12 protein-coding genes are annotated in these 12,759 nt (G+C 52.9%); 6 read left to right on the forward strand and 6 right to left on the reverse strand.

The genetic code is table 11. The features are described 5' to 3' along the window. Position 1: 1 nt before the first annotated feature. From AC55FS_RS10400 to AC55FS_RS10415, 4 genes are read right to left on the reverse strand one after another with little or no spacing between them, the layout of a single operon-like run. Positions 2-703: a P-loop NTPase family protein gene (locus AC55FS_RS10400; protein ID WP_496932183.1), complete on the reverse strand. Its 702-nt coding sequence runs from the start codon at positions 701-703 to the stop codon at positions 2-4. Continuing rightward, complete coding sequence (locus tag AC55FS_RS10405; protein WP_496932184.1) at positions 703-2,808, reverse strand: SLBB domain-containing protein; 2,106 nt, start codon at positions 2,806-2,808, stop codon at positions 703-705. The genes AC55FS_RS10400 and AC55FS_RS10405 overlap by 1 nt, the downstream gene beginning before the upstream one ends. Before the next feature lie 4 nt (positions 2,809-2,812). Beyond that, complete coding sequence (locus tag AC55FS_RS10410) at positions 2,813-3,622, reverse strand: OmpA family protein (protein ID WP_496932185.1); 810 nt, start codon at positions 3,620-3,622, stop codon at positions 2,813-2,815. Next, a complete protein-coding gene (locus AC55FS_RS10415; RefSeq protein ID WP_496932186.1) occupies positions 3,619-3,954 on the reverse strand; it encodes an STAS domain-containing protein in 336 nt (111 codons plus the stop codon). Before AC55FS_RS10415 ends, AC55FS_RS10410 begins: the two co-directional genes overlap by 4 nt. Before the next feature lie 296 nt (positions 3,955-4,250). On the opposite strand from AC55FS_RS10415, the gene AC55FS_RS10420 reads away from it, so the two are divergent. Genes AC55FS_RS10420 through AC55FS_RS10430 form a run of 3 tightly spaced genes read left to right on the forward strand, consistent with a single transcriptional unit; the run spans position 4,251 to position 8,148 of the window. Next, a complete protein-coding gene (locus tag AC55FS_RS10420; RefSeq protein ID WP_496932187.1) occupies positions 4,251-5,174 on the forward strand; it encodes an AAA family ATPase in 924 nt (307 codons plus the stop codon). Then, positions 5,171-6,145, forward strand: a complete 975-nt coding sequence (locus AC55FS_RS10425; protein ID WP_496932188.1) for a DUF58 domain-containing protein — start codon at positions 5,171-5,173, stop codon at positions 6,143-6,145. The genes AC55FS_RS10420 and AC55FS_RS10425 overlap by 4 nt, the downstream gene beginning before the upstream one ends. Further along, entirely contained in the window at positions 6,142-8,148 is a 2,007-nt protein-coding gene (locus AC55FS_RS10430) for a transglutaminase TgpA family protein (protein WP_496932189.1), read from the forward strand. The genes AC55FS_RS10425 and AC55FS_RS10430 overlap by 4 nt, the downstream gene beginning before the upstream one ends. Here AC55FS_RS10430 and AC55FS_RS10435 read toward each other — a convergent pair. Continuing rightward, positions 8,084-8,710 carry a DUF6436 domain-containing protein gene (locus tag AC55FS_RS10435; RefSeq protein WP_496932190.1) on the reverse strand — a complete coding sequence of 209 codons (627 nt, stop codon included), beginning with the start codon at positions 8,708-8,710 and terminating at the stop codon, positions 8,084-8,086. The two genes, AC55FS_RS10430 and AC55FS_RS10435, sit on opposite strands and share 65 nt — an antisense overlap. 109 nt (positions 8,711-8,819) lie before the next feature. On the opposite strand from AC55FS_RS10435, the gene AC55FS_RS10440 reads away from it, so the two are divergent. Further along, a complete protein-coding gene (locus tag AC55FS_RS10440; RefSeq protein WP_496932191.1) occupies positions 8,820-9,614 on the forward strand; it encodes a thioredoxin family protein in 795 nt (264 codons plus the stop codon). Between the two features lie 146 nt (positions 9,615-9,760). Beyond that, a complete protein-coding gene (locus AC55FS_RS10445) occupies positions 9,761-10,798 on the forward strand; it encodes an NADP(H)-dependent aldo-keto reductase (RefSeq protein WP_496932192.1) in 1,038 nt (345 codons plus the stop codon). On the opposite strand, the gene AC55FS_RS10450 is transcribed toward AC55FS_RS10445, so the two are convergent. After that, positions 10,778-12,145, reverse strand: coding sequence for an MATE family efflux transporter (locus AC55FS_RS10450; RefSeq protein WP_496932193.1), 1,368 nt, complete (start codon positions 12,143-12,145; stop codon positions 10,778-10,780). The genes AC55FS_RS10445 and AC55FS_RS10450 overlap by 21 nt on opposite strands. 58 nt (positions 12,146-12,203) lie before the next feature. Between AC55FS_RS10450 and AC55FS_RS10455 the strand changes: the two genes are divergently transcribed. Further along, a complete protein-coding gene (locus tag AC55FS_RS10455; RefSeq protein WP_496932194.1) occupies positions 12,204-12,758 on the forward strand; it encodes an elongation factor P hydroxylase in 555 nt (184 codons plus the stop codon). The last annotated feature ends 1 nt before the right edge of the window (position 12,759 follow it).

The following is a 12,759-nucleotide window of genomic DNA, read 5'->3' on the forward strand; positions in this document are numbered from 1 at the left end:
GCTATACCTCCATAGACAGCAAAGGGTTGTGACGCAGCCAGCGCCGCAGGGCTTCCGCTGGACGTTTTAGTATCTGCGGTAAACGGTTCACTTCACGTATGAGCTCTTGGCGCAGCGGAGGATTAAAACGGTCATTGATAATGCACCCCAGCAACGCCGCTTCGCTGGCATTCAGCTTGTTCATGGCAGAAGTCACCATGGCATGAGTGGTATGCCCGGCTAATACCAACAGCAAACAGCCATCACATGAACCTGCTACCAGCTCGGCAGGAATATTGTTGGCATTAAGACGGCTAAACGGTGTGGTATCGCAAATCACCACATCAAACTCCTGGTGCCAGGTTTGTATTTGCTGGCGTAGCGCCTGGGGGCGGCGCAAACGCAAAATATCTTCGCGCCTTACCGGGGCGACGACCCCTGTCAGTGCCAAGCCTTGTCCAGGAGCACTGACCAGTTGTGGAATACCCGGTTGGCCGAGCGATGGCTCATCGAGGGCCAGGCTGCGCAGGCTGGGGTTATAGAGGTTGATGTCGACCAGCAAGGTACTATTGCCGGCCAATAAGCTGCGTTGCGCCAAAGCCTGGGCGGTGGTACTGACGCCTTCACCCGGATTGCAGGCAGTAATGGCTAGGCTACGCACGCCCTGTGCCAGGGTTTGCTGATAAATCTCTTCGATTTCCATGGTGTAAGGTTGCATTGGCATCACAGAATCCCCAGTAAGGTAAATAAGGCGACGGACTGAACCACATCACGAATACCGGTACGTATCTTTTCCGCCGTGCTGTCGGATTGGCTAGGCACAAAAATGGTGTCGCCAGCGCGAACCACGGGTAGGGCTGCGAAATTGGCATGGCGACTAAAGTCTGCTAGATCAAATGAGCGTGCCTGGTCACGACAGCAGGACAAATTCACTACGGTAATTTTTTCGATGTACGCACTGCTCGAGGTGCCACCGGCTTCGGCCAACAGGTCGAGCAGCGTCATATTGTCACTGAAGCGATAGCGGCCTGGTTTATTGACGGCACCTAACACTCGAACGGTTTGTTCTTTTGGTTGGTCGAGCCAGATACGGTTTTTCTCTGGCACAAAGATGGTATCCCCAGTTCGGACCTCAGGTAGCAGATTAGGGTCACCGGTTTCAAAATACAGGGCCAGATTTAATTTACTTACCCTGGCGTGTTTGCCGTTACGATGGGTGATGCGAATATTGTGAATATCGGCGATAGCGGTAGGGCCATCGGCTGCCGATAAAATATCCAAAAAATGCATATCGTTAGTGAAACGATAGCGTCCGGGTGCGCCGACTTGGCCAAATACATAAATGGAGCGTTCAGAGCTCTGGCGTACCCATTGGGATTTATTGTCAGCCGGATCTTGTGGTAAATCGTGCACGCGTACGATGGCACCGGCTTTAATAACCGGCAGCTCACGGTCGTGACCGCCGCGTTGAATAAAGCGATCCAGGTCGAAGACATGAGAGCGGGTGGCACCATTACTTTGCGGCGATACCACTTCAATATTACTGGTGTCGGCTCTTGAGGTTGGGCCGCCGACATGGGCCAGTAAATCCAGTAATGACATCTCATCCGACCATTCGATACGGCCAGGACGAACCACTTCTCCTATGATGCGAACCGCTCTGTCGGGGGCAACCTTCAGCCAGGACTTTTCATTCATGTCGGTTTTTTCGGGCACAAAAATCGCGTCCCCGGGACGAATGCTCGGCGGCTGCTGGGCGACTGTGCCTTCGGTATAGCCGCTGAGATCAAAGCGAATCACTTCACCACTGGCTTTTAATACTCGAATTTGGCGTGATTCGGCAAAACGGGTAGGGCCGCCGGCGTTGGCCAAAATGTCCATAAAGGTAGCGCCTTGTTTGCCTTCGTAAGCCCCCGGATGCGCTACTTCGCCCATGATATAAATGGTATTGGCACCCGATTTAATTTCTTCTTCCTGGCGCGGTACAAAAATGGTAGCGCCAGGGACCATGGTCGGCAGCAGTTGTTCGTCGCCGCTATCGAGGTAGCGCTTGAGATTAAATAATTTGGGCTCTTGATCGCTAATGACCCGGATTTGCTCAACGCCGGCGTAGCGCGTCACGCCGCCAGCTCGCATTAATATATCCACCAAGCTCATTGATTGTTTGTAAGAAAAGCTGCCAGGACGATTGACTTCGCCAAACACTTTGATGGCTTTGCGGTCTTCGGCTGCGTCACCGCCATCGGCCAATGCCGCAGGATCAAATTCGCGCTCGACATTGCCGATCATGGGCGATGCGGGAATAAATAACGTATCCAAGGATTGCAAGCTGGGCAGACGATTAAAATCACCACTGTCGAGAAATGCTTTGTAATCAAAGAACTGTTTTTCACCGCTACGCAGTAATTGCACTCGATCCATTTGCGCGCCAGCGCGCAAACCGCCTGCGGCATGAATGGCGACCTGCACCGAGGCGTTAGACGCCAAGGTATATTCACCGGGTTTTTTGACGTATCCCTGAACGTTAATCAGTAATTGTTTTTGACTGACAAACACTTTGAGGTGTTTTAAATCTCGATAAATGCTTTGCATGCGCTGTGCAATTAATGGTTGCAGTTCAGACTCAGTTAAGCCTGTCACCTGAATGGCGCCGACTTCGGGGACATGAATATTGCCTTGCCGATCAACTTGCAGCGGACGTTCCAGCGCCTGTTCACCAGGCAGTAGGATTCGAATTTGGTCGCCAACTTGGATGTTGTCTGCGTAAGTTGATGAACCGATACACAGAAATAAAAAGGCGATTACAATCAGTATTGTCCGCGTTTTCATGTTGCTACTCCTTGCCCATGCTCAGCGTGTGGGGAGATTGAATCAGTTCGATACTGACGCGGCGATTTGTTAACAGAATATGGCTCATGTCACCTTGAAACAGAGGGTCGCGAGAGCCGACGGCATCCACTTCGATGCGATTAGAGGCGATGCCAAAGATTTCTAAATAGCGCTGTACTTGTTGCGCCCGTGCCATGGCTAATAGGTCATTTTGCTCATTGCTGCCGCGCATGTCGGCGTGGCCAGTCACTTTGAGATGAAACTGCGGTTGGTTCTTTAATAGGTAAGCTGCTTCTGCTAGGCGCCCCATATATTTGGGATTAATATCGGACGAGTTTGTAGCAAACTGGTTATCGCTGTTGAGTAGGGCAAAAATTTGCTGGCCAAAATCCTGTTTGGCGGCCACTTGTTGAGCCGTTGATTCATTGCAGTCAATCTGAGCGTTAACCTGATCCAACTGCTTTTCCAATCGCAACAGCGATTTACGCTGCACAATTAAGTCGTTGGCAGCATCGAACACTAATCCGCCCTTTAGCTCCCGGGCAATGCGGTTTTGACGTTCTTTTGCCTGTACCACAGAGGCAGGAAAACAGAGCCTGGCGCCTTCCAATATCATGACATCGAGTTGCTGCCTGACCAGCTCGAACTCAAACCTGAGCCCATGCTCTGGGCCCAGAGGTTGATCCGGCATGACTTCAGCATCCAAGTAGGGAAAGTGCTCAGCCATGCCGCCACGGCCATCCTCTGGCCAACTGGCACATCCAGCTAGGCTTAGTGCTGCTAGGGCCAAGCCCAGTTTGCCAATGGCCATCATCCTGCCTCCTGCGCCGCTACCATAGGTTGCACTGGAATCGCTGTTTGAATTCGCAGCAGCTCCATCAACTCCAGTGGTTGTCCGGTGGCATTGCTGATCGCCAACTGGCCGCCAGAACCTTTCACGCGTTTGAATAAGTAAACGATGGCTCCGATGCCGGATGAGTCGAGAAAGCTGACTTCTTTGATATCGATGATCACAGATCGCCCCTGTGCGCTGCTGGCGATGTTTTCCATATCGTCGCGAATCAGGCTGCAGCCTTTTGCATCCATATCTCCGCCAATATGAATAATGAGCTCACCGCTGTCGCTGTCGTGAGTTTCGAGTCGCATTGTTCTATCTCCTAACATGGCCGTATCTCCGGTTGATGAGTGTTAGGGCTTCTGCAGACTCCGTGCCACTTATAAAATGTCTTATAAAACAATGAGATACAATTTTAAGGCCGAGCGTTACTGTTGGCATTTGCAGAATGCAAACAGTTTTGCAGAGGATTTTGTGAGCGCTGAATAGGGGGGGTAATCGTCGCCTTGTTGTTTTCTGCCAAGCGGTTGGTACTGACCGTTCCAGCCTTTCTTTGTGTCGGTCGTTTACCTATTCTTACTGTCTTTTCATTAGTAGGTAGTACTTCATGGGCAGTGAGCTTGAGTCCGCCGTTGACCGATTAAATCAGATAATTCTTGGCAAACAGTCGCAGTTGAAATTAGCGATGAGCTGTTTGCTGGCTCGCGGTCACCTGCTGATTGAGGACTTGCCAGGCATGGGAAAAACTACCTTGTCCCATGCTCTGGCGGGTGTATTAGGGCTGGATTACAACCGCGTGCAGTTCACCAGTGATTTACTGCCCGCCGATGTGTTGGGTGTTAGCGTGTTTGAACGTGAATCTGGCAGTGACCAGGGGCGTTTTCGCTTTCATCCTGGTCCTGTGTTTTGTCAGCTGTTGCTGGCTGATGAAATTAATCGTGCGACTCCCAAGGCGCAAAGTGCCTTGCTCGAAGCGATGGAAGAACGCCAGGTCACTATTGAAGGGCAAACCCGCCCACTGCCAGAACCATTTTTTGTTGTGGCGACGCAAAACCCAGTGCAGCAATCGGGCACCTTTCCATTGCCTGAATCTCAGCTGGATCGTTTTTTGATGCGTATTAGATTGGGCTACCCCGATGAAGCCTCTGAGCGCGCCTTATTTGAGGGGCGTGATCATCGCCAGTTGGCCAGTGAAGTCAGTCAGGTGATTGATTTGCAGCAGCTAAAGCAGTTGCAGCACAGTGTTGATGACGTTAAGTCATCAGGGTCGGTGTTGGATTATCTACAGCGTATTATTGCCTTCACTCGCTACGATGGGGGTTACCAATACGGCTTGTCACCACGAGGTGGCTTGGCGTTATTAAGGGCAGCAAAAGCCTGGGCGGTGATGCATCAGCGCCAGTATTTATTGCCAGAGGATATTCAAGCGGTGTTGGCGGCGGTGGTCGATCATCGTTTGGCGGAAGCGGCCGACGGCAGTTCATCTCAGGTGTCGCAACAGATTCTAAGCAAAGTGCCCGTGTTGTTATGAGTAGTCTGCGTCAACGTTGGCGCCAGCGCTGGATGCGTTGGATGGAACGGCGCATCCCCGCCAGCTCCAGTGTTACCTTAGGGCACCGGTCGATTTTTATCTTTCCTTCGGCCATTGGTTGGCTCTACGGTGGCTTGCTGTTGTTGCTATTGCTGACTGGCATTAATTATCAAAATAGCCTGGTGCATGGCCTGACATTTTGGCTGTTTAGTACGGGTATTGGTGCCATGCACTTCAGCTTTTCTAACTTGTCCGGTCTCACGTTAACGGCGGGCCATGCGTTACCTGTCTTTGTTGGCGACAGTATCGAGCTGCCAGTACGGTTGAGTAGTGCTCGCGGCAAATACCATCAATCACTACTGCTGCGTTATCCGAATGATGCCGATGTTATGGGCAATGTTGATGTTTCGGTGAATGAAAGTGTGGTCACCCTGACACTCAAGGCAGGTAAGCGCGGCTGGTTTGAGGCTGAACGTTTTTTATTAGAAAGCCGTTACCCATTAGGCCTGTTTCGCTGTTGGAGTTGGATTCGTTTACGTTACCCGGTGGTGGTGTACCCCCAGCCTGTTTGGATTCCGTTTCGCTTTTCTGGCGGTAGTGAAGGCGAGTGGCTGGAGGGCGTTAGCCATGAAAGCCGCGGTGAGCACGATTTTCATGGGTTGCGCTCCTATCAGCCAGGAGATTCTATGCGCCAGATCGCCTGGAAGCAGTTAGCCAGGGGACGAGGCCTAGTCAGTAAGGATTTTGACAGTGATGAAGGGGCGAGTTGTTGGTTTGATTGGGACGTCTTAGCCCCATTGCCTCAGGAACAGAGGTTGTCGCATCTAACGGCCTGGGTGCTGAAAGCGCATGAGCAAGGTTGGCAGTATGGTTTGCGTTTGCCCGGACAAACGCTTCCACAGCACCATTCTGAACTGCACTTGGAGGCCTGCTTAAAAGCACTGGCTGTGTTCAATCAGGAGACGGCATGATAGTGCATTCTATTCCACGCAGCGCCATTCTTTGGCTGCTGTGTGCTGTTGCGGTGAGCTTGGTGTTGCATGCCAGTCATTTGCCGGTTTGGATTTGGTGTTTGGCGGCACTTTCGGCAGGGTGGCGCTGGGCGGTACATGTTGGGCGTTGGTCGTATCCAAGCAAAATATTGAAAACGGCCATTGTTCTGGCTGCGATTATAGCGATTGCCAGCACCTTTAAAGGGCGTTTTTCTCTAGAAAGTGCCGGGGCTTTCTTAGTGGTGGCGACGGCGCTCAAGTTGCTAGAAATGAAGTCCTTGAGAGACGGCTATGTAGTGGTATTCATGGCCTATTTCACGTTATCTACAGGGTTCTTGTTTGAGCAAGAGCTACTGGCTGGCGTATTGGGAGTGCTAGCGGTTTGGCTGATCACCACGGCGCTCATCAGTATTCACGACAGTGGCGGCCAGCGATCTCATGCACGGCTGTCACTGCATCTATTGGTGTCATCGGTACCCATTATGTTGGTGCTCTATTTTCTGTTTCCGCGTCTTGGGCCGTTATGGAATGTGGCGCTGCAAAGCGATCAAGCCAGAACTGGGCTGGCTAGCACGATGGCACCGGGCGATATAGCCCAGCTCAGTCAGTCTACGGAACTTGCGTTTCGGGCGACGTTTGAATCTGGTAAGCCGCCTGCCAGAAGCCAGTTATATTGGCGCGCGTTGACACTGGATGCCTACGATGGCCGGCGTTGGCACCCCAGTGGCTTGCATCAATTGGCGGTGTATCCGCCAAATGCGTGGCGTCCAGCCGCTGGCCGGGAAGATGTGGTTCGTTATGAGGTGATACAAGAGCCGACCGATGAGCACTGGTTATTTGCGTTACGTGGCGTCGGAGCAGTGGATGAGCGTACTGGCCTGACTTCGGATGATCGGCTGTTATATCGTACTAAGGTTCGCCAGCGAGTTCGTTACCGGGCTGAATCCGTACCGGATCTCAGCATTGCCAAACAGGGTCTAAATGGCGATGTGCAACGGCAAAACCTTCAACTTCCGCCAGCAATGAATCCGCGCGCTCGGCGCTGGGCTCAGGAGCAATATGATGGCGATGCCGATACGCTGGTTGCTAGCCTATTGCGACACTTTGCTCAGCAGAACTATTTTTACACGTTGCGCCCACCCGTGCTGGGTGACAATGATGTCGATGAGTTCTTGTTTGATACTCGCCGCGGCTTTTGTGCCCATTATGCTGGGGCTACTGCCTTTCTGCTTCGTTCTGTTGGCATTCCTGCACGCGTGGTTGCCGGTTACCAGGGCGGAGAGTGGAACGCGGAAGCAGGGTATCTGACCGTGCGTCAGTTTGATGCCCATGCCTGGGTCGAGTACTGGCAAGCAGACGTTGGCTGGCGGTCAATCGATCCGACGGCAGCGGTGGCGCCTGAGCGTATTGAATTAGGTCTTCGGGATGCCTTGTCGGTCGATGAACGTAGCTTGTCTGGGGGCTTGTTGTCGCCGTTTGGTTACGGAAATATTGGCTGGGTGAATCAGTTACGCATGCAAGTGGATCAGATCAATTATTATTGGCACCGCTTTGTCTTGTCTTATGATCGTGGCCGGCAGCAGGAGCTGTTGCAGCGCTGGATCGGGCTGCAAAGCTATAAAGAGTGGTTGTACGCTTTGGCCGTTATGATAGCGGCTTTGTTTGCCTTGGCGGCTGCTTGGCTTTGGTGGCAGCAGCGGCCGCGTTATCGGGATCGGTTTAGTCGTGCTTGGCTGTTGTTGCAAAAGGCCATGCAGCGCCATGGCGTCGATGCGGTGGGTCAAACTCCCGAGCAACAGCTGCAGCAGCTGGCTGAAAAAATACCCAAACGTACAGATCAAATTGAGCAACTACGGCAACAGCTGTATCAGTATCTTTACATGGGCGATGCTCAGCCCGGAGCGGCGCGCAGCGAGGTTATTTCGGCTTTGAACCGTTTGCGTCGCCAACTGGCCAGGGACAAAAGCAGCCATCTCCGGTAATGCTCATAAAGGGGCCGTATGGTTCGGTTTGCAAACGCTTTACCAGGGTTGGGAAGAGCTGATCGTCGGTTACTGTGCACAAGGCGCCAAAGCCATAGGCGCCGAAATAACCGAGCTTGCCACTGGCATGGAATAACGCCAGTGATGGGCTGGCGGGTAGGGCCAAGTCGGCGGTCGCGGTGAGGACTTGAATACGATCACCGTTAAGCTCTTGCAAACGCTGCTGTTGTACCGCGTTAATAGTATGCGGTGCCACCACCACAACACGCAGTTCTGACGCATCAAAGCGATTTAGCAGGGTTTGGTAGTGGCGCTGACTGACTTGATTGCACAAGCAGTCGGGATTCCAAAAGTGCATTAACGTTGGCTGCTGTGTTGCGGGCAGTTGCTGCCAAAGAGACTGTAGGCGTTGCTCAACCTTGCTCGCTTGCCAGTAATCTGGGTGGTCGGTAGCGAGCATAAAGGGCCTAACTGCCTGTTGTTGAAACCACCATAGCCCCAGTAAGGTGGCAGCAAAGAGCAGCAGCAATGCGGTGGACACCCACCAGTGTTGGCTTTTCATATCTGGCCTTAGTTTACGTATTGCCAGGGTTATACCGTATTTGCCGTAGAATGTGTGCTTTTCGCGGCAATTTCTCAATTTGTGGAGGTGCTGGTTTTTGCAGCAGCCAATGTCACCTGTGTTATCACCCGCCTTTGATCAAGATGTGTTAGATGCATCAATGTCGCTGGCGGTATTGCTGTATGTCGGCGCAGATAACTGCGCCCCGTGTCGTTTGCAGTGGCCAGTGTTGAAGCGTTTGCAGTCTGAATTTGCTCAACAGTTACGTGTAGTGAGTATCGATGCAGAACAGCAGGCGGATATCTGCCAGCGTTTGCAGGTGCGTAGCGTGCCGAGTTTGCTGTTGTTTAAGGATAAACTGCTGGTGCAACAATGCAGCGGACTGCAGTCTGAGCAGGTGCTGCGGCAATGGTTGCAGCCTTGGTGTGCTAGCGAGTGTGATGCCTTGTATAAGGAAGGTCAGGACTGGTTGGCTAAAGGCATGCTAGATAAAGCGTCTCATACCTTTGAGCTGGCTTGGCAAAAGGCTCATCAGCAAGGGTTATGGAGACCGCAGCTGTTTGTCGCCTGGCTTGATTCTTTATTGCAAGCGCGAAAGCTCGAGGCTGTCGCTCACGCTTTCGATATATACGGCGCCAGCCTGCATCGTGAACCCGAGGTAATTCAGCTGCGTGCCCAATTGGCGTTGCAGACCTACGGCGGTAAAACGGCTGTCATTGCCGACGCGCTCGTTTTGGCTCGTGAGCAGCAGTACCGCCAGGCGTTGGATCAGTTAATGGTGTTAGCGCAGTCCTCTGACCACGCTGCGGCGGCGAGAGAGGCCATCTTTATAATCTTAAATGCTGTGCCAGATCGGCAACTCGCCAACCAATATCGGCGCCAGATGCATCAGCTGGAATTGTAGTTATACCGTTATCTATTTGGATCTTTGAGCGCCGCTAACCGGTTGGTTATGGCGATCGTGGGCTTGGCCATTCTATACAGCGAGCCAGTTGGCTGAATGGACGAGGGGGCAGTAAACTGACCGTCTAGTCAATAATGGAGGTGTGTATGCAATATCGCCCGTTAGGGGATTCAGGGATTCAAGTGAGCCAGATCTGTCTGGGGACCATGACCTGGGGAGAGCAGAATACCGAGCAGCAAGCTCATGCTCAGCTGGATATGGCCTTCGATCATGGCGTGAATTTTATTGATACCGCTGAGATGTATCCGGTGCCGCCCAAAGCTGAGACTCAAGGTGCCACCGAGCGCTATATTGGCACCTGGCTGGCTGCACGCGGTGGTCGTGACAAGGTGATTCTGGCCACCAAGGTATCTGGGCCGGGTGATTGGATGAAGCACATTCGTGGTGGTCCACAGCTGACGCGGTCGCACATTGTTGAGGCCGTTGATAGCAGTCTGCAGCGCTTGCAAACCGACTATATCGACGTGTATCAGTTGCATTGGCCGGCTCGTAACACCAACTTTTTTGGTCAGCTGGGTTACAAGGCTGCGCAGGACGAGGAATTTACCCCGCTGCAAGAAAGTTTGGCGGCACTGCATGAGCTGCAGCAACAGGGCAAGATTCGCCACTACGGGCTCTCCAACGAAAGCGCCTGGGGTGTGATGACCTCGCTGAGTGTCGCCGCACAGCACGGCTATGCCCGGCCAGTGTCCGTGCAAAACCCTTATAACCTGCTCAATCGCAGCTATGAAGTTGGCTTGGCAGAGGTGTCTCACCGTGAACAGGTTGGTCTGCTGGCCTATTCACCGCTGGCCTTTGGTGCCTTGAGCGGCAAGTACCTGAATGGCCAGCGCCCAGAAGGCGCACGATTGAGCTTGTTTGACCGCTTCCAGCGTTATATGGGTGAACAGGCTGACAGTGCCATCGCTCAGTATGTCGATATTGCCGCCCAGGAAGGGCTGTCGCCTTCGGTGCTGGCGCTGGCGTTTGTTAATCAGCAGCCCTTTGTTAGCGCCAATATTATCGGCGCCACCAACTTAGAGCAGTTACAGGAAAACCTGTCGAGCGTTGACGTTTGCTTAAGTGACAGTGCCATCGCTGCGATTGACGGTGTGCACACTCGCTTATCCAATCCCTGTCCCTGATAGGTGTTGGCGTCTGGCCACTCGCGCCAGGCGCCAACTTAACGCCATGGCGGCGACCGTCAAACCAATCACCAAGCCTATCCAAAAACCTTTGGCACCCAATGGACCGCCTATCACCTCGCCATCAAAGGCTAGCCAGTAACCTAATCCCAGCCCCACCAGCCAATAGGCGATAAAGGTGATGGCCATGACTGGCAGGGTATCTTGATAGCCTCGTAACGCACTGGCGGCAGATACCTGAATCGAGTCTGACAGTTGAAATAGCGCGGCAAATAACAGCAGTGAGGTCGCCAGTGCCACCACTTCAGGGTCGGGTGAATAGAGTGACGCGATGGTGGAGGATAGCCATACGATCAAGCTAGCATTGCAAACGGCAAAGGCCAGATTGAGACGAATGCCTAGCCAAGCGGTGCGCCGTGCCAGATCGTTTGCGCCAGCGCCTAAATGATGTCCGACCCGTACCGTGAGGGCCAAGCCAACACTGAGGGGCACCATAAAGGTTAACGACGACACATTAAGCGCCACCTGGTGGCCTGCCACCACAGTGGGGCCCAGGTCGGTTAAGAACAATGCAATCACCGAAAATAAGCTGACTTCAAAAAAGATGGCGATACCAATAGGCAGGCCAATGCTCACCAGCTGTCTAACCCTTTGCCATTTAGGTTTGAAAATACGGCGCCACAGCCGAAATTCAGGTTCTAACCGGTGCTTTCGGGTATTAATCGCCATCGCCAGCGCCATGCAGGCAAATACCACCGAGCTGCCGACACCGCAGCCAACCCCGCCCATAGCGGGTATGCCCAAGCCGCCGTAGACAAATAAGGCGTTTACGGGAATGTTTAGTAACAAACCACCGAGCATAACCAGGGTGACATGGCTGGCCTGATCCAGCGCTTCGGCATAAAAACGATACGCTAAAAATACACCGGCGCCGGGCATTCCGACGGCAATTGCAGTAAGATAGGCCGCCGCGATGCTGGCGGTCTCAGGGTCATCGACCCAAACGCCAAGCAATTGCGCCATGGCGTAGAGAAATCCTCCTGCCAGAAACCCTGCCACTAGGCCTAACCACAGTGCCGCTGCCAGCAAGTGGGGTAGGTCGGCGCCACGAGCTGCGGCGTTGAGTCGTGCTGTCATCGGAGAAAGTGCGACTAATACACCGGCCAAAAATAGCCACACCGGCGTCCAAAAGCTGGTGCCAATGGCAACGGCGGCCAGATCGCGGGTACTGACGTAGCCGGACATAAGGGTATCTATCGTGCCCATGCCAATCTGTGCTAATTGAGTAGCCAGGATGGGGAAGGTGAGGCGGGAAAGGGCTTTGATTTCGTGGCGGCTGAACGACATAACATATTCCGGCTAGACAAGGCGGGCATTCTGCACCGAAGTAATAAAAGAGTGAATAGTGAAAGCTGAGTTAAACGTGGATGATCTGATCCAGCTATTTGATGGCTTGTTCAGTGAGGCGTGCAATACACGGTTAGTGGCCGGGCAGGATGAGCCGATATACTTGCCTGCAGATGGTCAAACCCCCTACCATCGGGTGGTGTTTGCCCATGGGTTTGTCGAATCAGCCTTGCATGAAATTAGCCACTGGTGCATCGCTGGCAAAGAGCGTCGTTTGCTGATCGACTTTGGCTATTGGTATGAACCTGACGGGCGCAGTGAAGCGCAGCAGCGAGCATTTGAACAGGTAGAGGTTAAACCGCAGGCACTGGAGTGGATTTTGTCGGTGGCTTGTGGGCGACGTTTTCGCGTCAGTACCGACAATTTAGACGGCGATCGTGATGCCGTTGAACAAGGGCTTAAAGCCTTTCGCCTAGCGGTTGAACAGCAAGCTAGGCGTTATTTGGATGAGGGCTTGCCGCCAAGAGCAGAGCAATTGAAGTGTGCACTGCTCGATTATTATCAGCGTTGGCAAGTATTCGACCAATACTGCTTTGACGCCACACAAATATAAC

It is taken from the genome of Bacterioplanes sp. CLAM21 (assembly GCF_059641015.1).

Bases quoted from the DNA above. Each gene is read 5' to 3' on its own strand.
- AC55FS_RS10400 (WP_496932183.1), bottom strand. From the start codon at position 703: ATGCCAATGCAACCTTACACCATGGAAATCGAAGAGATTTATCAGCAA.
- AC55FS_RS10405 (WP_496932184.1), bottom strand. From the start codon at position 2,808: ATGAAAACGCGGACAATACTGATTGTAATCGCCTTTTTATTTCTGTGT.
- AC55FS_RS10410 (WP_496932185.1), bottom strand. From the start codon at position 3,622: ATGATGGCCATTGGCAAACTGGGCTTGGCCCTAGCAGCACTAAGCCTA.
- AC55FS_RS10415 (WP_496932186.1), bottom strand. From the start codon at position 3,954: ATGCGACTCGAAACTCACGACAGCGACAGCGGTGAGCTCATTATTCAT.
- AC55FS_RS10420 (WP_496932187.1), top strand. From the start codon at position 4,251: ATGGGCAGTGAGCTTGAGTCCGCCGTTGACCGATTAAATCAGATAATT.
- AC55FS_RS10425 (WP_496932188.1), top strand. From the start codon at position 5,171: ATGAGTAGTCTGCGTCAACGTTGGCGCCAGCGCTGGATGCGTTGGATG.
- AC55FS_RS10430 (WP_496932189.1), top strand. From the start codon at position 6,142: ATGATAGTGCATTCTATTCCACGCAGCGCCATTCTTTGGCTGCTGTGT.
- AC55FS_RS10435 (WP_496932190.1), bottom strand. From the start codon at position 8,710: ATGAAAAGCCAACACTGGTGGGTGTCCACCGCATTGCTGCTGCTCTTT.
- AC55FS_RS10440 (WP_496932191.1), top strand. From the start codon at position 8,820: ATGTCACCTGTGTTATCACCCGCCTTTGATCAAGATGTGTTAGATGCA.
- AC55FS_RS10445 (WP_496932192.1), top strand. From the start codon at position 9,761: ATGCAATATCGCCCGTTAGGGGATTCAGGGATTCAAGTGAGCCAGATC.
- AC55FS_RS10450 (WP_496932193.1), bottom strand. From the start codon at position 12,145: ATGTCGTTCAGCCGCCACGAAATCAAAGCCCTTTCCCGCCTCACCTTC.